28 protein-coding genes are annotated in these 22,370 nt (G+C 73.3%); 6 read left to right on the forward strand and 22 right to left on the reverse strand.

What is annotated here, in order from left to right; genetic code table 11:
• Position 1: 1 nt before the first annotated feature.
• On the reverse strand, positions 2-1,258 hold the full coding sequence (locus KZQ38_RS31700; RefSeq protein ID WP_219447412.1) for a deoxyguanosinetriphosphate triphosphohydrolase: 1,257 nt from the start codon (positions 1,256-1,258) through the stop codon (positions 2-4).
• Between the two features lie 28 nt (positions 1,259-1,286).
• The gene (locus KZQ38_RS31705; protein WP_219447414.1) at positions 1,287-1,925 is read right to left on the reverse strand and encodes a YdcF family protein; all 639 of its coding nucleotides are present in this window, start codon (positions 1,923-1,925) and stop codon (positions 1,287-1,289) included.
• Between the two features lie 46 nt (positions 1,926-1,971).
• Between KZQ38_RS31705 and KZQ38_RS31710 the strand changes: the two genes are divergently transcribed.
• On the forward strand, positions 1,972-2,697 hold the full coding sequence (locus KZQ38_RS31710; protein WP_219447416.1) for a Type 1 glutamine amidotransferase-like domain-containing protein: 726 nt from the start codon (positions 1,972-1,974) through the stop codon (positions 2,695-2,697).
• A 16-nt stretch (positions 2,698-2,713) separates the two neighbouring features.
• Positions 2,714-3,595, forward strand: coding sequence for a serine hydrolase (locus KZQ38_RS31715; RefSeq protein WP_219447418.1), 882 nt, complete (start codon positions 2,714-2,716; stop codon positions 3,593-3,595).
• A gap of 1 nt (position 3,596) precedes the next feature.
• Here KZQ38_RS31715 and KZQ38_RS31720 read toward each other — a convergent pair whose 3' ends face one another.
• The 6 genes from KZQ38_RS31720 to KZQ38_RS31745 form a co-directional block, all read right to left on the reverse strand.
• Positions 3,597-5,033, reverse strand: coding sequence for a SulP family inorganic anion transporter (locus KZQ38_RS31720; protein ID WP_308258688.1), 1,437 nt, complete (start codon positions 5,031-5,033; stop codon positions 3,597-3,599).
• Positions 5,034-5,058: 25 nt separating this feature from the next.
• On the reverse strand, positions 5,059-5,667 hold the full coding sequence (locus KZQ38_RS31725; protein ID WP_219447420.1) for a carbonic anhydrase: 609 nt from the start codon (positions 5,665-5,667) through the stop codon (positions 5,059-5,061).
• Between the two features lie 53 nt (positions 5,668-5,720).
• The gene (locus tag KZQ38_RS31730) at positions 5,721-6,050 is read right to left on the reverse strand and encodes a hypothetical protein (RefSeq protein ID WP_219447421.1); all 330 of its coding nucleotides are present in this window, start codon (positions 6,048-6,050) and stop codon (positions 5,721-5,723) included.
• Positions 6,051-6,216: 166 nt separating this feature from the next.
• Positions 6,217-6,654: an anthrone oxygenase family protein gene (locus KZQ38_RS31735; RefSeq protein WP_219447422.1), complete on the reverse strand. Its 438-nt coding sequence runs from the start codon at positions 6,652-6,654 to the stop codon at positions 6,217-6,219.
• Positions 6,655-6,720: 66 nt separating this feature from the next.
• Positions 6,721-8,106 (reverse strand): glycine--tRNA ligase, encoded by a 1,386-nt coding sequence (locus KZQ38_RS31740; protein ID WP_219447423.1) that lies wholly within the window; start codon positions 8,104-8,106, stop codon positions 6,721-6,723.
• Positions 8,107-8,181: 75 nt separating this feature from the next.
• Positions 8,182-8,562, reverse strand: coding sequence for an antibiotic biosynthesis monooxygenase family protein (locus KZQ38_RS31745; RefSeq protein ID WP_219447424.1), 381 nt, complete (start codon positions 8,560-8,562; stop codon positions 8,182-8,184).
• Positions 8,563-8,579: 17 nt separating this feature from the next.
• Here KZQ38_RS31745 and KZQ38_RS31750 point away from each other — a divergent pair, with 17 nt between their 5' ends.
• From KZQ38_RS31750 to KZQ38_RS31760, 3 genes are read left to right on the forward strand one after another with little or no spacing between them, the layout of a single operon-like run.
• Entirely contained in the window at positions 8,580-8,843 is a 264-nt protein-coding gene (locus KZQ38_RS31750) for a hypothetical protein (RefSeq protein WP_219447425.1), read from the forward strand.
• Between the two features lie 43 nt (positions 8,844-8,886).
• Entirely contained in the window at positions 8,887-9,282 is a 396-nt protein-coding gene (locus tag KZQ38_RS31755) for an ArsR/SmtB family transcription factor (protein WP_219447426.1), read from the forward strand.
• Complete coding sequence (locus KZQ38_RS31760; protein ID WP_219447433.1) at positions 9,279-9,707, forward strand: Fur family transcriptional regulator; 429 nt, start codon at positions 9,279-9,281, stop codon at positions 9,705-9,707. The genes KZQ38_RS31755 and KZQ38_RS31760 overlap by 4 nt, the downstream gene beginning before the upstream one ends.
• On the opposite strand, the gene KZQ38_RS31765 is transcribed toward KZQ38_RS31760, so the two are convergent.
• The 12 genes from KZQ38_RS31765 to KZQ38_RS31820 form a co-directional block, all read right to left on the reverse strand.
• A complete protein-coding gene (locus KZQ38_RS31765) occupies positions 9,695-10,420 on the reverse strand; it encodes a TIGR03943 family putative permease subunit (protein WP_219447442.1) in 726 nt (241 codons plus the stop codon). The genes KZQ38_RS31760 and KZQ38_RS31765 overlap by 13 nt on opposite strands.
• Positions 10,417-11,421, reverse strand: a complete 1,005-nt coding sequence (locus KZQ38_RS31770; protein WP_219447444.1) for a permease — start codon at positions 11,419-11,421, stop codon at positions 10,417-10,419. The genes KZQ38_RS31765 and KZQ38_RS31770 overlap by 4 nt, the downstream gene beginning before the upstream one ends.
• 41 nt (positions 11,422-11,462) lie before the next feature.
• Positions 11,463-11,729: a hypothetical protein gene (locus KZQ38_RS31775; protein WP_219447446.1), complete on the reverse strand. Its 267-nt coding sequence runs from the start codon at positions 11,727-11,729 to the stop codon at positions 11,463-11,465.
• Positions 11,729-12,157, reverse strand: coding sequence for a hypothetical protein (locus tag KZQ38_RS31780; protein ID WP_219447448.1), 429 nt, complete (start codon positions 12,155-12,157; stop codon positions 11,729-11,731). The genes KZQ38_RS31775 and KZQ38_RS31780 overlap by 1 nt, the downstream gene beginning before the upstream one ends.
• Entirely contained in the window at positions 12,154-12,987 is an 834-nt protein-coding gene (locus KZQ38_RS31785) for an isoprenyl transferase (RefSeq protein WP_219447450.1), read from the reverse strand. Before KZQ38_RS31785 ends, KZQ38_RS31780 begins: the two co-directional genes overlap by 4 nt.
• Positions 12,988-13,055: 68 nt before the next feature.
• Positions 13,056-13,808 carry a DNA repair protein RecO gene (gene recO, locus KZQ38_RS31790; RefSeq protein ID WP_219447452.1) on the reverse strand — a complete coding sequence of 251 codons (753 nt, stop codon included), beginning with the start codon at positions 13,806-13,808 and terminating at the stop codon, positions 13,056-13,058.
• Position 13,809: 1 nt separating this feature from the next.
• A complete protein-coding gene (gene era / locus KZQ38_RS31795; protein WP_219447454.1) occupies positions 13,810-14,706 on the reverse strand; it encodes a GTPase Era in 897 nt (298 codons plus the stop codon).
• Between the two features lie 1,080 nt (positions 14,707-15,786).
• Entirely contained in the window at positions 15,787-16,068 is a 282-nt protein-coding gene (locus tag KZQ38_RS31800) for a (2Fe-2S) ferredoxin domain-containing protein (protein ID WP_308258689.1), read from the reverse strand.
• A 92-nt stretch (positions 16,069-16,160) separates the two neighbouring features.
• Entirely contained in the window at positions 16,161-16,490 is a 330-nt protein-coding gene (locus tag KZQ38_RS31805) for a cytidine deaminase-like protein (protein ID WP_219447465.1), read from the reverse strand.
• Positions 16,483-17,781: a hemolysin family protein gene (locus KZQ38_RS31810; protein WP_219447467.1), complete on the reverse strand. Its 1,299-nt coding sequence runs from the start codon at positions 17,779-17,781 to the stop codon at positions 16,483-16,485. The genes KZQ38_RS31805 and KZQ38_RS31810 overlap by 8 nt, the downstream gene beginning before the upstream one ends.
• 10 nt (positions 17,782-17,791) lie before the next feature.
• Positions 17,792-18,346 (reverse strand): rRNA maturation RNase YbeY, encoded by a 555-nt coding sequence (ybeY, locus tag KZQ38_RS31815; RefSeq protein WP_219447477.1) that lies wholly within the window; start codon positions 18,344-18,346, stop codon positions 17,792-17,794.
• A 5-nt stretch (positions 18,347-18,351) separates the two neighbouring features.
• Positions 18,352-19,428, reverse strand: a complete 1,077-nt coding sequence (locus KZQ38_RS31820) for a PhoH family protein (RefSeq protein ID WP_219447479.1) — start codon at positions 19,426-19,428, stop codon at positions 18,352-18,354.
• A gap of 199 nt (positions 19,429-19,627) precedes the next feature.
• On the opposite strand from KZQ38_RS31820, the gene KZQ38_RS31825 reads away from it, so the two are divergent.
• Positions 19,628-21,043, forward strand: a complete 1,416-nt coding sequence (locus tag KZQ38_RS31825) for an FAD-binding oxidoreductase (RefSeq protein WP_219447481.1) — start codon at positions 19,628-19,630, stop codon at positions 21,041-21,043.
• 7 nt (positions 21,044-21,050) lie between these two features.
• On the opposite strand, the gene KZQ38_RS31830 is transcribed toward KZQ38_RS31825, so the two are convergent.
• Positions 21,051-21,422 carry an HIT domain-containing protein gene (locus tag KZQ38_RS31830; protein ID WP_219447483.1) on the reverse strand — a complete coding sequence of 124 codons (372 nt, stop codon included), beginning with the start codon at positions 21,420-21,422 and terminating at the stop codon, positions 21,051-21,053.
• A 10-nt stretch (positions 21,423-21,432) separates the two neighbouring features.
• Complete coding sequence (locus tag KZQ38_RS31835; protein ID WP_219447485.1) at positions 21,433-22,116, reverse strand: alpha/beta hydrolase family protein; 684 nt, start codon at positions 22,114-22,116, stop codon at positions 21,433-21,435.
• Positions 22,117-22,370 lie beyond the last annotated feature (254 nt).

A 22,370-nucleotide genomic window follows, 5' to 3' on the forward strand; every position in this document is an offset into this window, starting at 1 on the left:
GTCACGGCCGACGGGGCACGCCCAACGCCTCGTGCCGGGCCAGCGCCTGCGCGTCGGTGAGCGACGCGACCTGGTCGACCACCACGCGCAGCCGCGCCGCGTCGTCGCCCGCGTGCTCCCACGCGGGCCGGAACGCCGGGTCCAGCGCGCCCGGCGCGCCCGCGAGCAGCAGCCGCACCAGTTCGGCGACCACCTCCCGCTGCCGGGCCTGCGCACGCAGCCGCGCCGGGTCGCTCATCACGTACCGCACGGCCACCGCCTTGAGCAACGCCACCTCGGCGGCCACCCGCGGCGGCACGACCAGGTCCGCGGCGTAACGGGTCAGCGGGCCGTCGCCGTGGGCCGCGCGGGTCGCGCCCACGGCGGCGGACGCGAAGCGGCCCACCAACTCGCTGGTGAGCCGCTTCAACGCTTCCTGCGCGCGGGGCGACCCGTCGTAGTCGCCGAGGTCGGCGATCACCGGCAGCCGGGACAGCTCCGCCGCGACGTCATCCAGCGCGGACACCGGCTCGGCCGAGAAGTGCTTCGCGGCCAGCTCGGCGATCGCGGCCCGCTCCTCGGCGTCGCCCAGCGACGTCAGCCGGATGCGGTGCGCGAGCACGCCGTCCTCCACGTCGTGCACGGAGTACGCCACGTCGTCGGCCCAGTCCATCACCTGCGCCTCGACGCACCGCCTGCCTTCGGGCGCACCGTCCCGCACCCACGCGAACACGTCGAGGTCGTCCTCGTAGACGCCGAACTTCACCGTGCCGGCGCGGCGCGGCCACGGGTACTTGGTGGCGGCGTCCAGGCAGGCACGGGTCAGGTTGAGGCCACGCGCGGTCTTGGGTTCCAGGCGGGTGAGGATGCGCAGCGTCTGCGCGTTGCCCTCGAACCCCCCGCACGGCCCGGCCAGCTCGTTGAGCGCGCGCTCCCCGTTGTGCCCGAACGGCGGGTGCCCGATGTCGTGCGCGAGACCCGCGGTGTCCACGACGTCCGGGTCGCAGCCCAGCTCCGCGCCGATGCCGCGCCCGATCTGCGCGACCTCCAGCGAGTGCGTCAGCCGGGTGCGCGGCACACCGGTCACCTCGGCGCCCTCGTGCGGCCCGACCACCTGGGTCTTGCCGGCGAGCCGGCGCAACGCCGCCGAGTGCAGCACGCGTGCCCGGTCCCGGGCGAACGGCGTGCGCCGCTCCGGCCGCGCGCCCGCGAGCACCGAGCCCTTGGGCTCCTCGGCCAGCATCCGCGCCGCGTCGGCCGCGGTGTACCCACCACTCATCGGAACAGCCTAGGCAGGGGGCGGCCGGTCAGAGCAGGATGCCGTCGAACGCGTCGACCGGCGCCTTCATCAGGTGGTAGTAGAGCAACGCGCCGGTCTCGCGGCGGATGTAGAAGAACTGGGTCTCGCGGGTCTGCACGTTCGGCCCGCTGCGGGTGGGCGAGGTCCACGCGTCCAGGCCCTGGTCCTCGGCCATGGTGCGGGCACGCAGCGAGTGCCACGGATCGGACACGATCACGGCCGTCTTCAACGACTTCGCCCGCGCCAGCCCGGCCAGCGCCCGGATGCTGCCCAGCGTGTCGGCGCCCTCGCCGACCTCCAGGATGCGCGTGCCGGGCACGCCCCGGGACTCCAGCCACATCTTCCCGGCCTCGCCCTCGGTGTAGTTGTCGCCGGGCTGCCTGCCGCCGGTGGTGGCGATGTAGTTCACCACGCCCTGCTCGTACAGCCGCCGCGCGTGCTCCAGGCGGGCCGCGAGCACGTCCGACGGCACGCCGTTGTACTGGGCGGCGCCGAGCACCACGGCCATGTCGGCGTGCGTGCGGTCGTCCTCGCGGGCCACCTGCCAGACGCGGAACGCGGTGCCGCCGACGACGAGGAACCCGACCACCAGCGCGCCGATCACGGTTCGTTGCACCAGGCGGCGGAGGCGGGCCAGAAAGGTCACCGTTGAATGATTCCACACCCGGCCGGGGTGCTGCGAGGATCACGCAATGCCCGCAGAGCAGCCCACCATCCTGGCCACCTCCGGCGGTTTCAAGGCCGGTTCCCGCACCAACCTGGAGTTCCACCGGCTCGTCCACCACGCCGTCGAGCTGTCCGGCGCGACCAAACCCCGGTTGTGCCACCTCGGCACCGCCAACGGCGACCAGCGCTCCTTCAACGCCGACCTGAGCGAGGCGGGCCAGGTCGCCGGCTGGGAGGTCAGCCACCTCAACCTGTTCACGATGCCGCCGACCGCCGACATCGCCGGCTTCCTGCTGGAGCACGACGTGGTGTGGGTCGGCGGCGGCAGCGTCGCGAACCTGCTGGCGGTGTGGGAGGTCCACGGCGTCGGCGACGCGATGCGCCGGGCGTGGCAGGCGGGCGTGGTGCTCGGCGGCGTGTCCGCGGGGTCGATCTGCTGGTACGTGGGCGGTTCCACGGACTCGTTCGGCCCGGAGCTGCGGGTCGTGACCAACGGCCTGGGGCTGCTGCCCTACGGCAACGGCGTGCACTACGACAGCGAGGCCCGGCGGCGGCCCGTGATCCAGGCGGCGGTGGCGGACGGGACGCTGCCGACAACGCACTGCACCGACGACGGCGCGGGCCTGCTGTATCGGGGAACCGAACTCGTCGAGGCGGTGTCCGAGCGGCCCACCGGTGGCGCCTACCTGGTGTGGCGTGACGAGTCTTCAGGATTCGCACAGGAGGAATCGCTCGACATCAGGCGGCTCTGACCCGAACTCTGGAAACGTGGGCAAGAGCCGGTGGGTGGTGGGTTCGGCGCTGGTCGCCGCCCTGGTGGCGGGGTGCGCCCCGGTGGGACCGGTGTCCGCGGCGGGTTCCGGGCCCGGACGCGTCGCCGCGCCGCGGTCTCCCGAACCGCTCACGGCGGGCACGCGGTCGTCCACGCCGCCGGGGACGACCACGCCCGCGCCCACCTCGGTCCTGTCGGCGGCCGTGGCACGCGCGGTCGCCGACGCGGGCGACCTCGACCTCGGCCTCGCCGTGCTCGACCTGGACACCGGTGAGCACGCGGGCCACCGCGACGACGTCCCGTTCCGCTCCGCGTCGTTGAGCAAGCTCCTGGTGGCGCTGGACGTGCTGGCGGAGGGCGACGTCGCCGACGAGGACCGCGAGCTGCTGCGGCGTGCGCTGAGCGACAGCGACGACGAGGCCATGAACGCGTTGTGGACGTCGCACGACGGGCCGGGCGCGGTGCGGCGGACGGCGCGGCGGGCGGGCCTGGCGGCGACCCGCCCGCCGGAGGACCCGGCGCAGTGGGGTGACGTGGAGACGACCGCGGACGACCTGGTGCGGCTCTACCACCACGTGCTGACCGACCTGCCGGCGGCGGACCGGGTGTTCGTGGTGGGCGCGTTGTCCACCGCGCCCGGCACCGCCGCCGACGGGTTCGACCAGTCGTTCGGCCTGCTCGCCCCCGACGTCGGGGCGTACGCGAAGCAGGGCTGGATGTGGTACTTCCCGACCGACCTCTACCTGCACTCGGCGGGTGTGCTGCACGGCCGGTACGCCGTGGCGCTGCTGTCGGTGCACAGCGACACCACGGCCGCCGACGCCCGCACCCGCCTGACCGGCGTCACCAGGGCGCTCGTGGCCGGGTTGCCCGGCTGAGTCAGCCCGCGGTGGGCCGGATCAGGTCCACCGAGCGGCCCGCCGTGCGGTGGGCCGCCGCCCACTGCTCGATCGCCTGGCGGCACGCCTGGTCGAGGTGCCGCAGCCCGCTCAGGTCCACCCGGACGTGCTTGGTCACCGGCAGCGCCTCCAGCTCCTCCAGCAACGCGGGCAGGCGCAGGAACGTCGCGTTGCCGCGCAACGTCACGTGCTCGTGGTCCCCGCCGTCGGGGGTCACGGTCACCGACAGCCGGGACACGTCCCACGCCGTCTTCACCACGGCCGCCAGCAGACCGGCGACGGTGCCGGTGAGCAGGTCGGTGGTCACGATGAGCACGGCGGTGAGCACCAGCACCGCGCTCTCCGCGCGGTCGGTGCGGGCCAGTTCGGCCGCGCGCCGCACCTCCAGCAGCTTCCACCCGGCCTGCACCAGGATCGCCGCCAGCACCGCCAGCGGCACGTGCGACAGCACACCGGGCAACGCCACCACGAACACCAGCAACCACACGCCGTGCAGCACGCGGGACGCCTTGGTGCGCGCGCCCGCCTGCACGTTCGTCGCGCTGCGGACGATCACCGCGGTCATCGGCAGCGCGCCGAGGACGCCGCACACGGCGTTGCCCACGCCCTGCGCGACCAGCTCCTGGTTGTAGCGGGTGCGCGGACCGGTGTGCATCCGGTCCACCGCCGCCGCGCTGAACAGGCTCTCCGCCGACGCGATGAGGGCGAACGTGATGATCGCCCCGAGCAGGCCGGTGTTGAACAGGGTGGCGTCGACCGGCCGCAGCACGGCGACCAGCGAGCCCACCTCGATGCGGGGCAGCGTCAGCGGCAGCGCGACGGCGGTCGCCACGACCACGCCGACCAGCACGCCGGGCACCACCCGGAACCGGGTGCGCCGCCACCCGGCGGCGATCGCCAGGGCGAGCAGGCCGACGCCCAGGGCGGCCGGGTCGGTCGCCACGTCCACCACGAGGCCGGGCAGGCCCGCGAACTTCTCCCAGGTGCTCGCGGGCGCCTCCCGCCCGCCGAGCGGGTAGAACTGGCCGAGCAGCAGCACCAGCCCGATGCCGGCGAGCATCCCCTGCACGACGGCGGGCGAGATGGCGCGGAACCAGCGGCCCACGCCGAGCAGCCCCAGCGAGACCTGGAGCAGGCCGGCGCCGAGCACGATGACGCCCAGCGCGGCGACGCCGTGCGCGGCCACCGTGTCGGCAACCAGCACGGTCAGGCCCGCGGCGGGCCCGCTGACCTGGAGCGAGCTGCCGGGCATGAGCCCGGCGACGAGACCGCCGACGATGCCCGTGACGATGCCCAGCTCGGCCGGGACGCCGGAGGCGACGGCGATGCCCACGCACAGCGGCAGGGCCACCAGGAACACCACGAGCGACGCGCCGACGTCGGGCCACCACGAGGTGCGGCGGGTCGGGCGGGACACTTGATCTCCGGTGCGCATGGCCACGTCAGCGCTCCCGCAGCGGCTGGAAGCGGCCGTCGTCGTGCGCGGTCACCTCGCCGGTCTCGATGTCGTAGAACCAGCCGTGGGCACGCAGGGCGCCGGTCGCCAGGCGGTCCCGGACGAACGGGTAGGCCCGCAACTCCCGCAGTTGTGCGAGCAGGTGCTCCTGCCCTTCGACGCGCAGGCCCGCGCTGGGCGTGCCGGTGTCCGGCAGGGCGTCGCCCGGTGGCGCGTGCGCCGTGAGCCACCGCAGCGTGGCGGGCAGGTGCCGCGGCGCGGGCCCGTCGCCGTGCAGGGCGCGCACCGCGCCGCAGTGCGAGTGGCCGCAGACGATGATTTCGGAAACACCCAGCTCGACCACCGCGAATTCCACGGTGGCCATTTCGGCGGTCGCCGAGCGGGGGGTGAACCGCGGTATGACGTTGCCCGCGGTGCGCAGCTCGAAGAGGGTGCCGGGTTCGGCCCCGGTGATGGCCGTCGGTTGGACCCGGGAATCGGCGCAGGTGATGAACAAGGCGGTCGGCGCTTGGCCTGCCGCGAGTCTGCGCCCCGTTTCCGGGGACCGCCGCTGCGAGTGCGTCCGGGCGTGCTGAACCAGGTGATGGAATTCCACGGGAATCCTCACAGATCAGTAGTGGCAGGATGCGTTCGGGTCGACGGTTCGGCTCAGTTCCGGAAGACCTGGAGGGCGGGCGGCGTGTGCCGCGGGTGCGGGTAGTCCGCGGGGCGGAGCACCGGCGGTTCGGGGTGGTCGCGTGCCGCGGGCGAACGGCGGACCGGGTCGCGGCGCCCCTCGCGCTGCGCGGAAGCGGTGATGACGCGGGGTTCCGCCACCGGCCGGGCCTCGCGGTTCGAGTCCTCCTCGGGCAGGCTCTCGGCGGGCGTGCCGCGGTGGGGTGTCACGGCGAGGACCGCGAGCGGGTCCCCGCCGGCGGTCGGCGGTGCGACCACGGCGACGAGCGCCATCAGCAGCGCGAACATCGCGATACGCGTCATGGCACCCCCCGATCGGCCGCGCTGTTCCAGTTTCCCAGCGCGGAGTGACATCGGGGTTAATAGTGAACCGGCTCCGTCATCTCACCGCGTATTTCACCCGTTTGTGCGTGACCCACACCATCTAAAATCATGAAAACTACTCATTGTGACGACCGTGCCGCGTCGATTACGCCTGCACTGCGGCAATGGTGAACGCGACCGCCGCGACAAGGCTCGCGAACGCGCGCACGTGGTTCGCCGGCACCCATTCCCGCACGTACCGGGCCCAGAACTCGGGCGACGCCGCCCGCTCCAGCCGTTCGTTGCGCGGTACGTGGTAGGCGACGGTGAGCCCGAACCCGCCCACCCCGTACGCCGCCGCGCCGACCCAGCCGGCGACCGTACCGCCCATCGCGGCGGCGAGCACGGAGGCGAAGGCCGTGCCGACGAACACCGTGATGAACACCGGGTTCACCACGGCGGTGTTGATCGCGCGCATGGCGGCGACCGCCTCGGCGGGCCCGATCCGGCGCAGGCCGGGCAGGACCATCGCCGAGAACGCGAGGAAGACACCCGCCATAAGGCCGCACCCGAGTGCGGCGATGATGGTCATCGTCGAGGACATGCGCACAGTCAAGTCCACGTCGGTGGGAATTACGCCCCGATCAGGCGACTCCGCCGGTCGTGCTCGTCACGCGCCGACCAGCCGCGCCGCGAGGTAGGACTCCAGCTGGTCCATCGACACCCGCTCCTGCGACATGGTGTCCCGCTCCCGCACGGTCACCGCGTGGTCGGTCAGCGTGTCGAAGTCCACCGTCACGCAGAACGGCGTGCCGATCTCGTCCTGCCTGCGGTACCGGCGGCCGATGGCGCCCGCGTCGTCGAACTCCACGTTCCAGTGCTTGCGCAGCGCGTTGGCCAGGTCGCGTGCCTTCGGCGACAGCTCGGCGTTGCGGGACAGCGGCAGCACGGCCGCCTTCACCGGCGCGAGCCGCCGGTCCAGCCGCAGCACGACCCGCTTGTCCACGCCGCCCTTGGCGTTGGGCGCCTCGTCCTCGGTGTACGCCTCCAGCAGGAACGCCATCATCGGCCGCCCGACCCCGGCGGCCGGCTCGATCACGAACGGCCGGTAGCGGGAGTTCGTGGCCTGGTCGAAGTACGACAGGTCCACGCCGGAGTGGTTGGAGTGCGTGTTCAGGTCGAAGTCGGTGCGGTTGGCGATGCCCTCCAGCTCGCCCCACTCCTGGCCGCCGAACCGGAAGCGGTACTCGATGTCCACGGTCCGCTTCGCGTAGTGCGACAGCTTCTCCTTCGGGTGCTCGTAGTGCCGCAGGTTCTCCGGCGAGATGCCCAGCCCGGTGTACCAGCGGGTGCGCTCGTCGATCCAGAACTGGTGCCACTCCTCGTCGGTGCCGGGCTCGACGAAGAACTCCATCTCCATCTGCTCGAACTCGCGGGTCCGGAAGATGAAGTTGCCGGGCGTGATCTCGTTGCGGAAGCTCTTGCCGATCTGGCCGATGCCGAACGGCGGCTTGCGCCGCGCGGTGGTCTGCACGTTGAGGAAGTTCGTGAAGATGCCCTGCGCCGTCTCCGGGCGCAGGTAGTGCAGGCCCTCGTCGGTCTCCACCGGCCCGAGGTGCGTCTTGAGCAGGCCGTTGAACATCTTCGGCTCGGTGTACTGGCCGCGCGTGCCGCAGTTCGGGCACGGCACGTCCGACACGTCGCCCTCCGCGACGTCCTTGCCGGTGCGCTCGGCGTACTCCTCCGACAGCGTGTCCTGCCGGAACCGCTTGTGGCACGAGTTGCACTCGACCAGCGGGTCCACGAACGCCTCGACGTGCCCGGAGGCCACCCACACCTCGCGCGGCAGGATCACCGACGAGTCCAGGCCGACGACGTCCTCCCGGCCGCGCACCATGAAGTTCCACCACTGGCGCTTGATGTTGTCCTTCAGCTCGACGCCCAGCGGGCCGTAGTCCCACGCCGACCTGGTGCCGCCGTAGATCTCGCCGCACGGGTACACGAACCCGCGGCGCTTGCACAGGCTGACGACGGTCTCGATGCGATCGGCTGCCACGGACACTCCATCGGAGGACGAACAAAGGGGCTTGCCAGGGTAGTCCCCGCCGCCCGGCCTCCGACGGGCGACCGGTCAGCCGCGCGGACGCGCCGGCCCGGCCGCCTCGCCCAGCCGGACCGTGCCCGCGTCGGCCGCGACCAGGCTGGTCCGCCGCCGCACCGCGCCGCCGTCCGCCACCAGCAGCGGTTCGAACGCGGCCGGCTCCACCGACGCCTCCGACAGCAGCGGCACCACGTGCTCGCGGACCTCGAACGGCGACATCGCGCGCCGGTAGGCCACCACCGACTCGAACTCGACGGTCAGCACGAAGCGGTCGGCCTCGTCCAGGGCGCGGCCCAGTGAGCCGCGCACGCAGCCCGGCCGCGCGGTCAGCAGCTCCAGGGCGCGTTCGGCGCGGGCGGTGAACTCCGCCACGGCGGGTTCGGGCACGGTGAACCGGCAGACGAGCAGCACGGTGCAAGGATGCCACGGTGGCGGATTCGAAGCGTGCGCTGATCCCCGGCGCCGGGCCGTTGGCGAAGGTGCCTGCACCGGTGGTGTTCGTGCTGGTGCTGGCCCTGTTCGGGGCGGGGGTGTTGATCCGGGGACCGGTGGGCGCGGCGTTGCTGGGCGTGCTCGCCCTGGGTGTGCTCGGCCTGCTGGCGACGACGTGGCGACTGCTCGCGCCCGGTGCGCGCGTGCTGCGGGTGCTGGTGCTGGCGGTGCTGCTGCTTGTGACCGCGTCCGTGCTCTGACCGTAGTATTGGTGGTGAAAATCCATACCAACCGGGAGGCGCCGTGACGGTCGAAGTGCGGAGCGAGCACGTGCACTCCCCCGCCCGGGGCGCGGCGCTGCCCGTCCCGCCGGCGCGGACCCTGTCGGCCGCGGGTGAGCTGCTGCGCGCGCTGGCCGCGCCGGTGCGCATCGCCATAGTGCTCCAGCTCCGCGCGTCCGAGCGGTGCGTGCACGAGCTGGTCGAGGCGCTGGGCGTCGCGCAGCCGCTGATCAGCCAGCACCTGCGGGTGCTCAAGGCGGCGGGCGTCGTGCACGGCGAGCGGCACGGCCGCGAGGTGGTGTACCGCCTGGTGGACGAGCACCTCGCGCACATCGTGGTGGACGCGGTGGCGCACGTGGACGAGGGACCACGCACGCGTGGTATCAACTCCGGAGAACTCGGGACGGAGGAACTGTGACGACGAGCGAGCGCCCCAACACCTCGGTGCCTGGCCTGCGTTCCACCAAGCAGCGCACGGCGGTATCGCGGCTGCTCGACTCGCTGGGCGAGTTCCGCTCCGCCCAGGAGCTGCACGAGGAGCTGCGCAAGCGCGGCGAGGGCATCGGCCTGACCACGGTGTACCGGACGCTCCAGTCGCTGGCCGACGCGGGCGAGGTGGACGTGCTGCGCACCGACTCCGGCGAGGCCATCTACCGGCGGTGCTCCGCGCATCACCACCACCACCTGGTGTGCCGGACCTGCGGGCGCACCGTCGAGGTGGAGGGCCCGGCCGTGGAGAAGTGGGCCGACCGGGTCGCGGCGGAGAACGGGTTCTCCGAGGTCAGCCACACGGTCGAGATCTTCGGCACGTGCGAGGGCTGCGGGACCGATCAGCCCTCGTAGGGGTCTTCGGGCGGCGTGATGGGCGTGACGCCGGTGATGGTGAACGTCGGCACGTAGGCGTTGTCACGGGTGGCCGAGCCCGGCACGACCCGGCCGGTCGCCTCCACCCACTGGTCGTCCGGCAGCCCGCCCAGGTCGCGGCCCGCGGCCAGCACCTTCACCGGTGACGCGTCGGCAGCGCAGCACGAGATCATCAACCGCGCCAGGTAGGTGCGGCCGTCCTTGCGCACCACGAACCCGGTGAGCCGGACGTTCCGGTCGTTCAGCGAGCCGGAGTCGTCCCACGCGGTGCGGGTGACGAACTCGCCGAGGGTCAGCGGCACCACCTGGTCGGCGGGCAGCGGCGCGAACCCGTTGCCCGGCTTCGCCTCCTGCGCGGCGTTGCGGTCCGAGCGGTTCACCGTGTCCGCGCCCAGCGCGGGCGGGCTGATCAGGAACACCGCCAGCACCGGCAGCAGCAGCATCCACGGGCTCCGCCCGGCGTGCCCGGTGTCCTCGGTGTGCCCGGTGTCCTCGGTGTCCTTCACGGTGGGACCACGCCGCAGGTCGCGGACGATGGCGACGACCGCCAGCAGGATCATCACCGCGCCGGTCGCCACCAGCCACGGTTGCAGCGACTCCTTGACGTACCGCAGGTAGGTGCCGCTGAACGCCAGCTTGAGCAGCGCGCCGCCGAGCAGCACCAGCAGCACGTTCTGCGTCTCCCGCCTCACAGGAACACCACTCCCGCCGCCAGGGCGCTCAGGACCGCCACCACGAACGTCACCGGCGCGAAGCGGGCCGCGAACGACCGCCCGAACGCGCCCGCCTGCAACGCCACGAGCTTCACGTCCACCGCCGGGCCCACCACCAGGAACACCAGTCGCGGCAGCAGCGGCAACGCCGTCATCGACACCGCGACGAACGCGTCCGCCTCGCTGCACAACGCCAGCACCACCGCGAGCAACGCCATCACCAGCACGCCGAGCAGCAGTTGCGCGCCCAGCGCCTCCAGCCACGCCGCGGGCACCACCACGTTGAACACCGCCGCGAACAGGCCGCCGAGCACCAGGAAACCACCCGCCTCGACCAGGTCGTGCCGGGCCGTCTCGGCGAACACCGCCCAGCGGGACGTGCCGGTGCGCTCCGGCAACCGCCGCAACGCGCGCTCCGCGATCCACCCGGCCTTGCCGAACCGCGTCCACAGCCACCCCATCACCACGGCCGTGAGCAGGGAGCCCACGAACCGCGCGGGGACCATCAACGGCGCGTCGCGGAACGCCACGGCCGTCGACACCAGCACGATCGGGTTCACGGCGGGCGCGGCGAGCAGGAACGCCAGCGCCGCGGCGGGCGCCACGCCCTGCTGCATCAGCCGCCGCGCCACCGGCACCGACGCGCACTCGCACCCCGGCAACGCGACACCCGCGACACCCGCCACCGGCACGGCCAGCGCGGGTTTGGCGGGCAGCAACCGCCGCAACGCGCCCGTCGGCACGAAGGCGGCGATCGCACCGCTGATCAGCACGCCGAGCACCAGGAACGGCATCGCCTGCACGCACACCGCGACGAACACCGTGGACGCGGTCCGCAGCACCGGCACGTCCAGCACCGCCACCAGCCGGTCCTGGAGGACCAGGGCCAGCACCAGCAACGCGCACAGCACTTCCAGCGACGTGACGCGCGGGCGCGGGCGACGTGGGCGTGACCCCCTGATCTCGCCAGTGATTGTCACTTTCGAAATGATGCCAGGTGCCGCAAGTCGCCCCGAACGGGCTACGCCGGGTCCTCCACGCGCAGCTCGTCGATGGTCGCCAGCACGTCGAGCACGCCGGCCGCCGGCAGCAGCGGTTCCACCACCGCCGTCACGCCGCGCCCCTCGGCCACCACCGACTCGGCCAGCGCCACCGCCTCGTCCCGCTGGTACGGGCCGCACACGAACGAGTCCCACTCCTCGCCCGCCGACGCCTCGAACGTGACGGCCCACGGCAGTCCCGCGACGTCCGCCTCGTCATCCGGCTCGTACACGACCACACCGGCCATCAGGCGCCGCCCTCCACGTCCGCCAGCAGCTCCGACCGCAGCTGGGACGCCGTCGAGACGACCAGCATCAGCAGGGTGCTCAGCGGCTCGCCACGCAGGCCCTCCGCCGGGAACGCGTACCGCAGCGTCACGTCCATGCCGCGCTCGGTGCGCACCACGCCGAGCGTGCCGAACAAGCCCCGGCCCGCCCGCTCCGCGGCCGACACCGACAGGTTCCGGTCCTCCGGCAGGTCCCACGCCACCACGCAGGTCAGGCTCAGCACGGTCAGGCCCTCCGCCAACCGCATCGCCTGCACCGCGCACGGGATGTCGCCGTGCCGGAAGCTCAACGCGCCGTCGTCGTCCACGTGCACCTCGTGGAACAGCTCCAGGGCGCCTCGCGCGGCGGTCAGCAGTTCCGCCGTCACCGCGGCGTCGTCGTCGGTCACCGGTTCTCCTCCGGTTCGTCGGGCTCGTCGGGCTTGTCCACGGCGCCACCGAACCGCCGGTCCCGCCGGGCGAACGCCTCGCACGCCCGCCAGAGGTCCTGCCGGTCGAAGTCGGGCCACAGGATGTCCTGGAACACCAGCTCGGCGTACGCCGACTGCCACAGCAGGAAGTTCGACGTGCGCTGCTCGCCCGAGGGGCGGATGAACAGGTCCACGTCCGGCATGTCCGGCTGGTACAGGTAGCGGGCCAGCGTGCGCTCGTCGACCTTGTCCGGGTTGATGCGGCCCTCGGCGGCCAGCCGCGCGATCTCGCGTGCCGCGTCGCCGATCTCCGCCCGCCCGCCGTAGTTGATGCACATCGCGAGGTTCAGCACGGTGTTCTCCCGCGTGCGCTCCTCCGCGACCTCGAGTTCCTTGATGACGCTGCGCCACAGCTTCGGCCGCCGACCCGCCCAGCGCACCCGGACGCCCAGCTCGTCCAGCTCGTCCGTGCGGTGGTGGATGACGTCGCGGCTGAAGCCCATCAGGAAGCGCACCTCCTCCGGGCTGCGCCGCCAGTTCTCCGTGGAGAACGCGTACAGCGAGAGCCACTTGACGCCCAGCTCGATCGCGCCCTTCGCGGCCTCCACCACCACGGCCTCGCCGCGCTTGTGGCCCTCGATGCGGGACAGGCCGCGCTGGTTGGCCCACCGGCCGTTGCCGTCCATCACGATCGCGATGTGCTTGGGCACCAGGTCCGCCGGGAGCGCGGGCGGGACGGCGCCGGACGGGTGCGGTTCCGGGGGTCGGGGAACGCGCTGGGCGCGCTCGACCCGCCTGCGGCGGAGCATTCGGGAGGGTCCTCTCGGCGTGGTCGGCGTTCGTCCCCGTGGGGGCGGGGACCTTCGGGCGAGCGACTTTATCCGTCCGCCAGCGGTGCCTTTCGCTCGACCAGCGGCAGCGACCGCAGCTGCCGCTCCAGGTGCCACTGGAGGTGCGCCGCGACCAGGCCGCTCGCCTCGCGGCGCGGCGCGTTCGGGATGCGGTCCACCACGTCCCAGTCGCCGTGCAGCAGCGCGCCGAGCAGCCGCACCGTGTCCTGGTTCGGCTGGGCGCTGCCCGGCGGGCGGCAGCCGTGGCACACCAGGCCGCCCGCGTGCACGTTGAACGCCCGGTGCGGGCCGGGGTCGCCGCAGCGGGCGCACTCGTCCACCGCCGGCGCCCACCCCGCGAACGCCATCGCGCGCATCAGGAACGCGTCCAGGACCAGCGAGGCGTCCCGCTCCTTCGCCGCCAGCGCCCGCAGCGCCCCGGTGACCAGGAGGTACAGCCGCAGCACCGGCTCGCCCTCCTCCGCGGTCAGCCGGTCGGCCGTCTCCAGCACCGCGCACGCCGCCGTGTAGCGCTGGTAGTCGCCGACCAGGGCGACGCCGAACGCGTCCAGCGTCTGCACCTGCGTGACGACGTCCAGCGAGCGGCCCGGGTAGAACTGGACGTCCACGTGCCCGAACGGCTCCAGCCGCGCGCCGAACCGGGACGACGTCCGGCGCACCCCCTTGGCCACCGCGCGCACCTTGCCGTGCCGCTGGGTCAGCAGCGTGATGATGCGGTCGGCCTCGCCGAGCTTCTGCACCCGCAGGACCACGCCCGTGTCCCGGTACAGGTTGGCCATCTCAGAAGCCGAGCCTGCGCAGCTGCTTCGGGTCGCGCTGCCAGTCCTTCGCGATCTTGACGTGCAGGTCCAGGTAGACGCGCGTGCCGAGCAGCTTCTCGATGTGCCGGCGGGCCGTGATGCCCACCTGTTTGAGCCGTTCGCCCCGGTGGCCGAGGATGATCGCCTTCTGGCTGGGGCGCTCCACGAACACGTTGGCGTGCACGTCGACCAGGTCGTCACGCCCCTCGCGGGGCAGCATCTCCTCCACCACGACCGCGATCGAGTGCGGCAGCTCGTCGCGCACGCCCTCCAGCGCCGCCTCCCGGATCAGCTCGCCCACCAGCGTCTGCTCCGGCTCGTCGGTCAGCTCGCCGTCCGGGTAGAGCGCCGGGCCGGCGGGCATCCGGCGCACCAGGAGGTCGGCGAGCGTGTCCACCTGGAACCCGTCCCGCGCCGAGACGGGGATCAGCTCGGCGAACTCCATCACCCGCTGGAGGGCGAGGAGCTGCTCGGCCACCTGCTGCTGGGACGCGAGGTCGGTCTTGGTGACGATCCCGATCACCGGGGTGCGCTTGGCGATCTTCTCCAGCTCGGCGGCGATGAAGCGGTCGCCCGGCCCGACCTTCTGGTCGGCGGGCACGCAGAAGCCCACCACGTCCACCTCCGACCAGGTCTCGCGGACCAGGTCGTTGAGGCGCTGGCCGAGCAGCGTGCGCGGCCGGTGCAGGCCGGGCGTGTCGACCAGCACCAGCTGCCCGTCCGGGCGGTGCACGATCCCCCGGATGGTGTGCCGCGTCGTCTGGGGCTTGCTGGAGGTGATCGCGACCTTGGTCCCGACCAGCGCGTTGGTCAACGTCGACTTGCCGGCGTTGGGGCGTCCGACAAAGCACGCGAACCCGGAGCGAAAACCATCCATCCCCCCATTGTCCCCAACCACACGCCCCCCGCCCCTCCGCCCCTACATACCCGCGTCTTGGCCGTGTCCAATGCTGTGGGGACGGTGTTCGGTTTACCTCGGGGGCGGGGTTTCACTCCATGTCGTGAACCGGCTGCGGATCGGGCACTTTTCGGCGGCGGATTTCGTTGCCGAGGAAGTATGGAGGCGAGGCGCGGCGGGGGCACGTGCAACGGCGGACTCGCGCGTACCTGCACGCTCCGCCCCCTCCCCGCCCGGCCCTCACGGCGAGCACGGCCCTCACCGGACCCCGCTCGCCACCGGACCCCGCTCACCGCACCAACCCGGTCCGCCACCGGCCACGCACGGCTCGCCCCGGCACACGGCCCGCACTCACGGCCTGCCCCTCGGCGGCCTGCCACGCCCGCACACCATCGCCCCTGCCCGGCCGCCAGCGGCCAGCACACCCATCGCCCTCACACCCGGCCGCCGCCCACTGCCCCCGGCCGGTCCCGCCCGCGCACCTTCGCCCCCATCGACACATCTCGCCCACCCCGGCTCTCGCCCACCGAGCCGGATTCGCCGGGCCGGGCCTGCCCCACCCTGCTTCGCTGCTCCCTGCCCGGTCCGCCGCAGTCCCCCGCCGCAGTCCCGCCCCGCACCGGGCGGGTTCCTGTCGTGCCCCGTGCCCCGCGGCCGCGCCCGCCCCGCACCCCTCCAGCCCCGCGCCGGCCTCGCCCCAGGGCGCCCCGCGCCCGCTCCCACCGTGCCGGGCCTGCCAGGGGGGTCACCCGCCCGTGCCCTGCCGCCTCGTGCCCGCCGTGCAGGGGCTGCCGCCCCCCTGGCTCGCTGGCCGTCTCCCTGGGCCGGATCGCAGGCCGGATTCCCAAGCCGCCGCAGCGAATCCGAGGCCGCCGGACCAGCGGGTGACTCGGCCGGTGCGGCGTGGTCTGGCGAGGGTGGTGAGAGCGCTCTCACCACCGCCGCAGCGGCACGATTTACCCGCTTCGGCGAGTAGAACCGGCGCGCGGAGCCTGGGCCCACCCGCTCCGGCAAGCAAAGCCGGCGCGGAGCCGGGGTGGGTCGAGGCGGTGGGTCGGGTTACGCCTGAGCTGGTGGGGTGATGCGGTTCAGGTCGAGGGTCGTGGGTAGGGGGCCGCCGGTGGTCAGCCACTGCTCCAAGTCGTCCATGACCTCGTCACGCAGGACGAAACCGAGCCAGACCGGCTTGGCCCCGGGTGGCTTCACCACGATCACGTTCGAGTGCTCGCAAGCGTCCAAGCAGTCCGCCGTCCGCACGCGCACCCGGCCACCGGAGGTGGCGGCCAGCGTGCGCAGGCGCAGGAGTTGGGCCTCGTGGTCGTAGTCGGGGTGCTTCTTCACGGTGCCGCAGCAGCAGCCGCGGCACACGGTCACGTGGGCCCGCGCAGCCCAGGGTCGGGTCATGCCGCGGCCCCGAACAACACCACAGCCATCTACACGCGCTCCTGGACAACGCCGGCGAGGTCGGCGCGGAACACCGGCGCGGACGCCGTGAGGTCGCGCACGGCGGACACCGAAGCAGCGTCCAACGACCCCTCCGTCACCACGGCCGCCGCCTCCAACCCCTCCGCACCACTCGCCACGGCGGCGGCCACGGCGGCTTGCAGGGCGGTCAGCTTCAGGGACGCCAGGGCGACCGTGGTGGCCGCGTAGGTGCGACCGTCCGTGTCACGCACGGCGGCACCCTCGGCCGCACCCGTGCGCGCCCTGGCCGAGCGGGCCAGGGTGATGATCTTGGCGTTCTCCGGGTCGAGGTCAGTCACCGGCGGTTCCCTCCGCTGAAGTGTCACCGTTCACGGGCCGGACGAGCACCGTCGTGATGCGCACCCGCCCCCGTTCGTCCTTGCCGCCCTCGGCCCGCATCCGCAGCCCCGCGATCTCGGCCTCGGTGCCGGGCAGCGGCACGCGGCCGAGGCGTTGCGCGAGCAACCCGCCGACCGTCTCCACCTCGTGGTCGTCCAGCTCGGTGCCGAACACGGCGTCCAGGTCGTCCACGGGCAACCGCGCGCTCACCCGCACCGACCCGTCCGCCAGGTGCTCGACGGGCGGCGTGTCCTCGGTGTCGGACTCGTCGGTGATCTCACCGACGATCTCCTCCAGGATGTCCTCGATGGTCAGCAACCCGGCCGTACCGCCGTACTCGTCCACCACGACCGCCAGGTGGTTGCGCGAGAGCTGCATCTCCCGCAGCAGGTCGGCGATGGGCTTCGAGTCGGGGATGAACGACGCGGGCTTCATGACCTCCGCCACGACCGCGCCGTTCGGCTCGGCCAGCGTGCGCCGCACGAGGTCCTTGAGGTTCACCACGCCGACGATGTCGTCCACGCTCTCCCCGATGACGGGCACGCGCGTGTAGCCGGTGCGCAGCGACAACGCCAACGCCTGCCGCACGGACTTCGTCTGCTCGATCCACACGATCTCGGTGCGCGGCACCATCACCTCGCGCGCGATGGTGTCACCCAGCTCGAACACCGAGTGGATCATCTCGCGCTCGCCCTCGTCCACGACGCCGCGCTCCTGGGCCATGTCGACCAGCTCGCGCAGCTCCACCTCGGACGAGAACGGTCCCTCGCGGAAGCCCTTGCCGGGTGTGATGGCGTTGCCGACGATGATCAGCAGCCGCGACAACGGCCCCAGCACGCGGCCGAGCACGCGGATCGGCGCGGCGGCGACGAGGCTCACCGCGTACGGGTGCTGCCTGCCGATGGTGCGCGGACCCACGCCCACCAGCACGTACGACACCACCAGCATGCTCAGGCCGGCGATCAGCACCGCCACCCAGCCGGTGTCGACGAGTTCCAGGCACACGACCGTGACCAGCACGGTCGCGGCCAGCTCGCAGCCCAGGCGCAGCAGGAGCAGCAGGTTGACGTGGCGCGGCCGGTCGGCGAGGACCTGGATGAGCTGCCGCGCGCCCGCCCGGCCCTGCCGCTGCAACGCCTCGACGCGTGCCCGGGACACGGTGCCGAGCGCGGCGTCGGCGCCCGCGAACGCGCCCGCCGCCAGCACCAGGGCGACGGCCAGCAGGATGAGGCTGGTCGGATTCCCGCTCACGACGACCGCCTCAGGCGGTCGGGTCGGGCCTGTCGGAATCCTCCAGGCCCACCGCCCCGAGCAGCTTGGAGTCGGCTTCGCGCTGCGCCGACTTGCGCTCCGCCTCGGCGGCCGCGGTGCGGAAGTCGCCGAGGATGCGGTTCTGGAGGGTGAACATCTCGCGCTCCTCCGCGGGCTCGGCGTGGTCGTAGCCGAGCAGGTGCAGCACGCCGTGCACGGTCAGCAGGTGCAGTTCGTCCAGCAGCCCGTGGCCGGCCTTCTTCGCCTGGTCCTTGGCGAACTCCGGGCACAGCACGATGTCGCCGAGCAGCGCCGGGCCGAGGCCCGCCGCGTCGGGCCGCCGCGCGGAGTCCAGCTCGTCCATGGGGAAGGCCATGACGTCGGTCGGTCCGGGCAGGTCCATCCACCGCTGGTGGAGGTCCGCCATCACGTCCAGCTCCACCAGCAGCACGGACAGCTCCGCGAGGGGGCTGACACCCATCCGGTCCAGGGCGAACCGGGCGGCGGCGACGATGGACGGCTCGTCCACGGTCACGCCCGACTCGTTCGCGATCTCGATGCTCACGACGCCTATCGTCCCCGGCGGTGCCCCCGCGACCGCGCACCGGGTCCGGCGTGCTGCCGCCGGTCCTCGCCGAGGTCGCGCTCGTCCTGTTCGACCTGCCACTTCTCGTACGCGTCCACGATGTCCGCGACCAGGCGGTGGCGGACCACGTCGCTGCTGGTCAGGATGGAGAAGTGGACGTCGTCGACGCCGTCCAGGATGTCCTTGACGACCTTGAGCCCGGACCGCTGCCCACCGGGCAGGTCGACCTGGGTGATGTCACCGGTCACCACGATCTTCGAGCCGAAGCCGAGCCGGGTGAGGAACATCTTCATCTGCTCGGGCGTGGTGTTCTGCGCCTCGTCCAGGATGATGAACGCGTCGTTGAGGGTCCGGCCGCGCATGTAGGCCAGCGGGGCGACCTCGATGGTCCCCGCCTGGGTCAGGCGCGGGATGGACTCCGGGTCGACCATGTCGTGCAACGCGTCGTACAGAGGCCGCAGGTACGGGTCGATCTTCTCGTACAGGGTGCCGGGCAGGTAGCCGAGGCGCTCGCCCGCCTCCACGGCCGGCCGGGTGAGGATGATGCGGTTGACCTGCTTGGCCTGGAGCGCCTGGACGGCCTTGGCCATCGCCAGGTAGGTCTTGCCGGTGCCCGCCGGGCCGATGCCGAACACGACGGTGTTCTTGTCGATGGCGTCGACGTAGTGCTTCTGGTTGAGCGTCTTCGGCCGGATGGTGCGCCCGCGCCGGGAGATGATGTCGAGGCTCAGCACCTCGGCGGGTGATTCGCCGGTGCCCGCCGACAGCATGGCGACGGTCCGCCGGACGGTGTCCGGGCCGATCTCCTGGCCGCGGCCGGCGAGCGTGGTCAGCTCGGAGAAGACCCGCTCGGCGAACGCCACGTCGGCGGGCGCGCCGGAGAGGGTGATCTCGTTGCCGCGCACGTGGACGTCGGCGTCGAGCAGCTCCTCCGCGAGGCGGAGGTTCTCGTCGCGCGAACCGAGCAGGGCGAGCACCGCGCTGTCGGGCACGGCGAACTTGGACTGGGCGTCGGCCGCCGCGGGACCGGACTGCGGCGTGTTCTCTGCGGTGTCGGCCACGTGGCCTCGGGCCTGCTTCCTGCGCGTTCGCGCCGAACTCGGGTTGTTTCGCCTTCCGCTCCGATGCTAGCCGCCCCCACCGGGGCCGCGCACCGGAGTAAGGGGGCGCGGCACGTGCCGGCAAGCGCCCGGTGCGGTGACGCGCGGGGTAGTCCGATCGTCGGTGTGCCGGCTGGTGGCGGCGGTGCACCATCGGGGGATGGCTGAGTTCGGGCGGCGGACCTTCCTCGGCGCGGTCGGCGTGGCGGCGGTGGCCGGTGGTGAGCGGGTGGCCGGTGGCGGGCGGGTCCCGGCCGCCGACCGCGACTGGAGCAGACTGCGGCTGACGGGGCGGCTGGTGCTACCCGCCGATGCCGACTACGACACCGCGCGGCGGCCCTACAACGCGGTGTACGCGGGGAACCGGCCGGCGGCGGTGGCGTTGTGCGCGGACGAGGCGGACGTGGCGCGGTGCCTGGAGTTCGCGTCGGCGGAGCGGCTGCCGGTGGCGGCGCGCAGCGGGCGGCACAGCTACGCCGGGTACTCGACGCCACCGGACGGACTGGTGGTGGACGTGTCGGCGTTGCGCGAGGTGCGGCCCGGCGGGGTGTCGGTGGTGGGTGCGGGCACGTCGCTGCTGGGCGCGTACGAGGCGCTGGGTGCCGCCGGGCGGCTGCTGCCCGGCGGCACGTGCCGCAGCGTGGGCATCGCGGGCCTGGCGCTGGGCGGCGGCATCGGCGTGGTGGGCCGCAAGTACGGGCTGACCTGCGACCGGCTGGTGGGCGCGCGGGTGGTGACGCCGGACGGCTCGGTGCGCGACGTGGACGCCGAGCGGGAGCCGGACCTGTTCTGGGCGTTGCGCGGCGGCGGTGGCGGCAACTTCGGCGTGGTCACGTCGTTCCGGTTCGACACGCCGCCCGCGCACCGGCTGGTGCCGTTCGAGCTGCGCACGCCCGCGGGCGCGGCGGTGGACGTGCTGGGCGCGTGGCAGGAGTGGCTGCCGGGGCTGCCGGACGAGCTGTGGACGGCGTGCCGGGTGGAGACGGGTCGGCCGGCGCGGGCGGTGGTGTCGGGTTGCTGGGCGGGTCCGCCGGAGGGCCTGGGTCCGTGGCTGGACCGGTTGGCGGCCAAGGTGCCGGTGCAGTCGCGCACCGTGCGGCCGATGGACTACGTGCCCGCGATGCGGTACTTCGCGGGGTGCACGGGCCCGAATTGCCCGCCGGTGCCGCCGACGCGGTTCGTGGCGTCGTCGCGGATGCCGCGCCGGCCGGTGGACCCGGCGGTGGTGGTCGGCCTGCTGGCGCGGGAGCGGCCGGTGGCGGTGCTGTTCGACTCGTTCGGCGGCGCGATCGGGCGGGTGGGCGCGGCGGAGACCGCGTTCCCGCACCGGGACGCGTTGGCCAGCGCGCAGGTGTACGTGACGGTGCGGGCGGGCGACGAGGCGGGCGCGCGGCGCGACATGGCGGTGGTGCGGGACGGGTTGGGCGCGGACGGCGGCTACGTCAACTACGTGGACCCGGAGCTGCCGGACTGGCGGACTGCCTACTACGGCGCGAACCTGCCGCGGCTGCGCCGGGTGGCCGACCGGTACGACCCGAACGGGGTGCTGGCGTTCGCGCAGTCCGTGCGGGCGTGACGCCGCCTCAGGCGAGGCGGGCCAGCGGTCGGCCGCCGAGCAGGTGCAGGTGGGCGTGGTGCACGGTCTGGCCCGCGTCCGGGCCGGTGTTGAACACCAGGCGGTAGCCGCCGTCGGCGACGCCCTCGGCGGCGGCGACCTCGCCCGCGGCGCGGAACAGGTCGTCCAGCACGCCCGGCGCGGCGGTGGCCAGGGCCGCGGCGTGCGGCACGTGGGTCGTGGGCACCAGGACGACGTGCGTCGGCGCCTGGGGTTCGATGTCGCGGAACGCGAGCGTGGTGGTCGTCCGGTGGACGACCTCCGCGGGCAGCTCGCCCGCGACGATCCGGCAGAACGCGCAGTCCGCCGTGGCGGCGGGCTCCGTGGCGGCGGGCTCCATGGTCGGCAGGCTACTGGACGGCGGCGCGGGCCAGCCGCAGTGCGGCGCCGCGGCACGCGAGCCAGGCCGACGTGCCGGGCGTGATCAGGTCCATGTGGCTGACACCGGGCAGCACGACGAGTTCCGCGCCGGTGCGCTCGGCGAACGCGATGCTCTGCTCCACCGGCACGTCCTCGTCGTCCTCGCCGTGCACCAGCACCACGGGTTTGCCGGTCGGCGGGTGGGCCGCGGGCGAGGCGTCGGCGTACCGGTCGGGCACCTCGTCGGGGTCGCCGCCGAGCAGTTCGGCCGCGCGCCGGGTGAGCCGCGGGTGCTGGAGGAAGTCCAGGACACCCGCCTGGGCGACCGCGCCGACGACCCGGGGGTGGCGGGCGGCGGCCCACACGGCGAGGTGGCCGCCCGCGGAGTGGCCGAGGGTGATCACGTCGGAGTCGAGGGCGTCGATGGCGGCCAGGACGTCGTCACCGGTCATCGGCCACCCGCCACCGCCGCCGACGCGGCGGTACTCCGCGTTGAACGCGGTGACGCCGTGCGCGGCGAGGTCGGCGGCCAGCGGGCGACCCAGTGCCAGGTCGTAGCGCTGGTGCCAGAAACCGCCGTGGAGCACCACGACGACGGGGAGCGGGCCGGGTGGCCCGGGAGGCGCGGTCAGCTCGCCGAACTGGCTCGGGTGGTCGCCGTAGGAGATGCGCAAGTGGAAACCCCTGAGACGGGAAGCGGGCCGAGGCGGGAAGCGGGCCGAGGTGGAAAGCAAACGGGCGCGAAAAGGGCCGCGTCGCGATGGGACCTGGGGGTCGCCCCACCGCGACGCGGCGACGCCGGACCGAGGGGGGAGGTGTCCGGCGAGTCTCGTGGTCCGAAGGGTCGATGCCGACTAGACCAATGCAACCCCTCAGGCCATGAGCGTAACCCCATTTCCGGAGGTTCGCCAGAAGAGAGCAAGCCTCA

The organism is Saccharothrix obliqua (assembly GCF_019375475.1).
Lineage (GTDB): Bacteria > Actinomycetota > Actinomycetes > Mycobacteriales > Pseudonocardiaceae > Actinosynnema > Actinosynnema obliqua.

Excerpts from the sequence above, each read along its gene's own strand:
- KZQ38_RS31785 (WP_219447450.1), bottom strand. The coding sequence starts at position 12,987 with ATGCTCCGCCGCAGGCGGGTCGAGCGCGCCCAGCGCGTTCCCCGACCC.
- KZQ38_RS31830 (WP_219447483.1), bottom strand. The coding sequence starts at position 21,422 with ATGGAGCCCGCCGCCACGGAGCCCGCCGCCACGGCGGACTGCGCGTTC.
- KZQ38_RS31735 (WP_219447422.1), bottom strand. The coding sequence starts at position 6,654 with ATGTCCTCGACGATGACCATCATCGCCGCACTCGGGTGCGGCCTTATG.
- era (WP_219447454.1), bottom strand. The coding sequence starts at position 14,706 with ATGGATGGTTTTCGCTCCGGGTTCGCGTGCTTTGTCGGACGCCCCAAC.
- KZQ38_RS31700 (WP_219447412.1), bottom strand. The coding sequence starts at position 1,258 with ATGAGTGGTGGGTACACCGCGGCCGACGCGGCGCGGATGCTGGCCGAG.
- recO (WP_219447452.1), bottom strand. The coding sequence starts at position 13,808 with ATGGCCAACCTGTACCGGGACACGGGCGTGGTCCTGCGGGTGCAGAAG.
- KZQ38_RS31775 (WP_219447446.1), bottom strand. The coding sequence starts at position 11,729 with ATGGCCGGTGTGGTCGTGTACGAGCCGGATGACGAGGCGGACGTCGCG.
- KZQ38_RS31710 (WP_219447416.1), top strand. The coding sequence starts at position 1,972 with ATGCCCGCAGAGCAGCCCACCATCCTGGCCACCTCCGGCGGTTTCAAG.
- KZQ38_RS31730 (WP_219447421.1), bottom strand. The coding sequence starts at position 6,050 with ATGACGCGTATCGCGATGTTCGCGCTGCTGATGGCGCTCGTCGCCGTG.
- KZQ38_RS31825 (WP_219447481.1), top strand. The coding sequence starts at position 19,628 with ATGGCTGAGTTCGGGCGGCGGACCTTCCTCGGCGCGGTCGGCGTGGCG.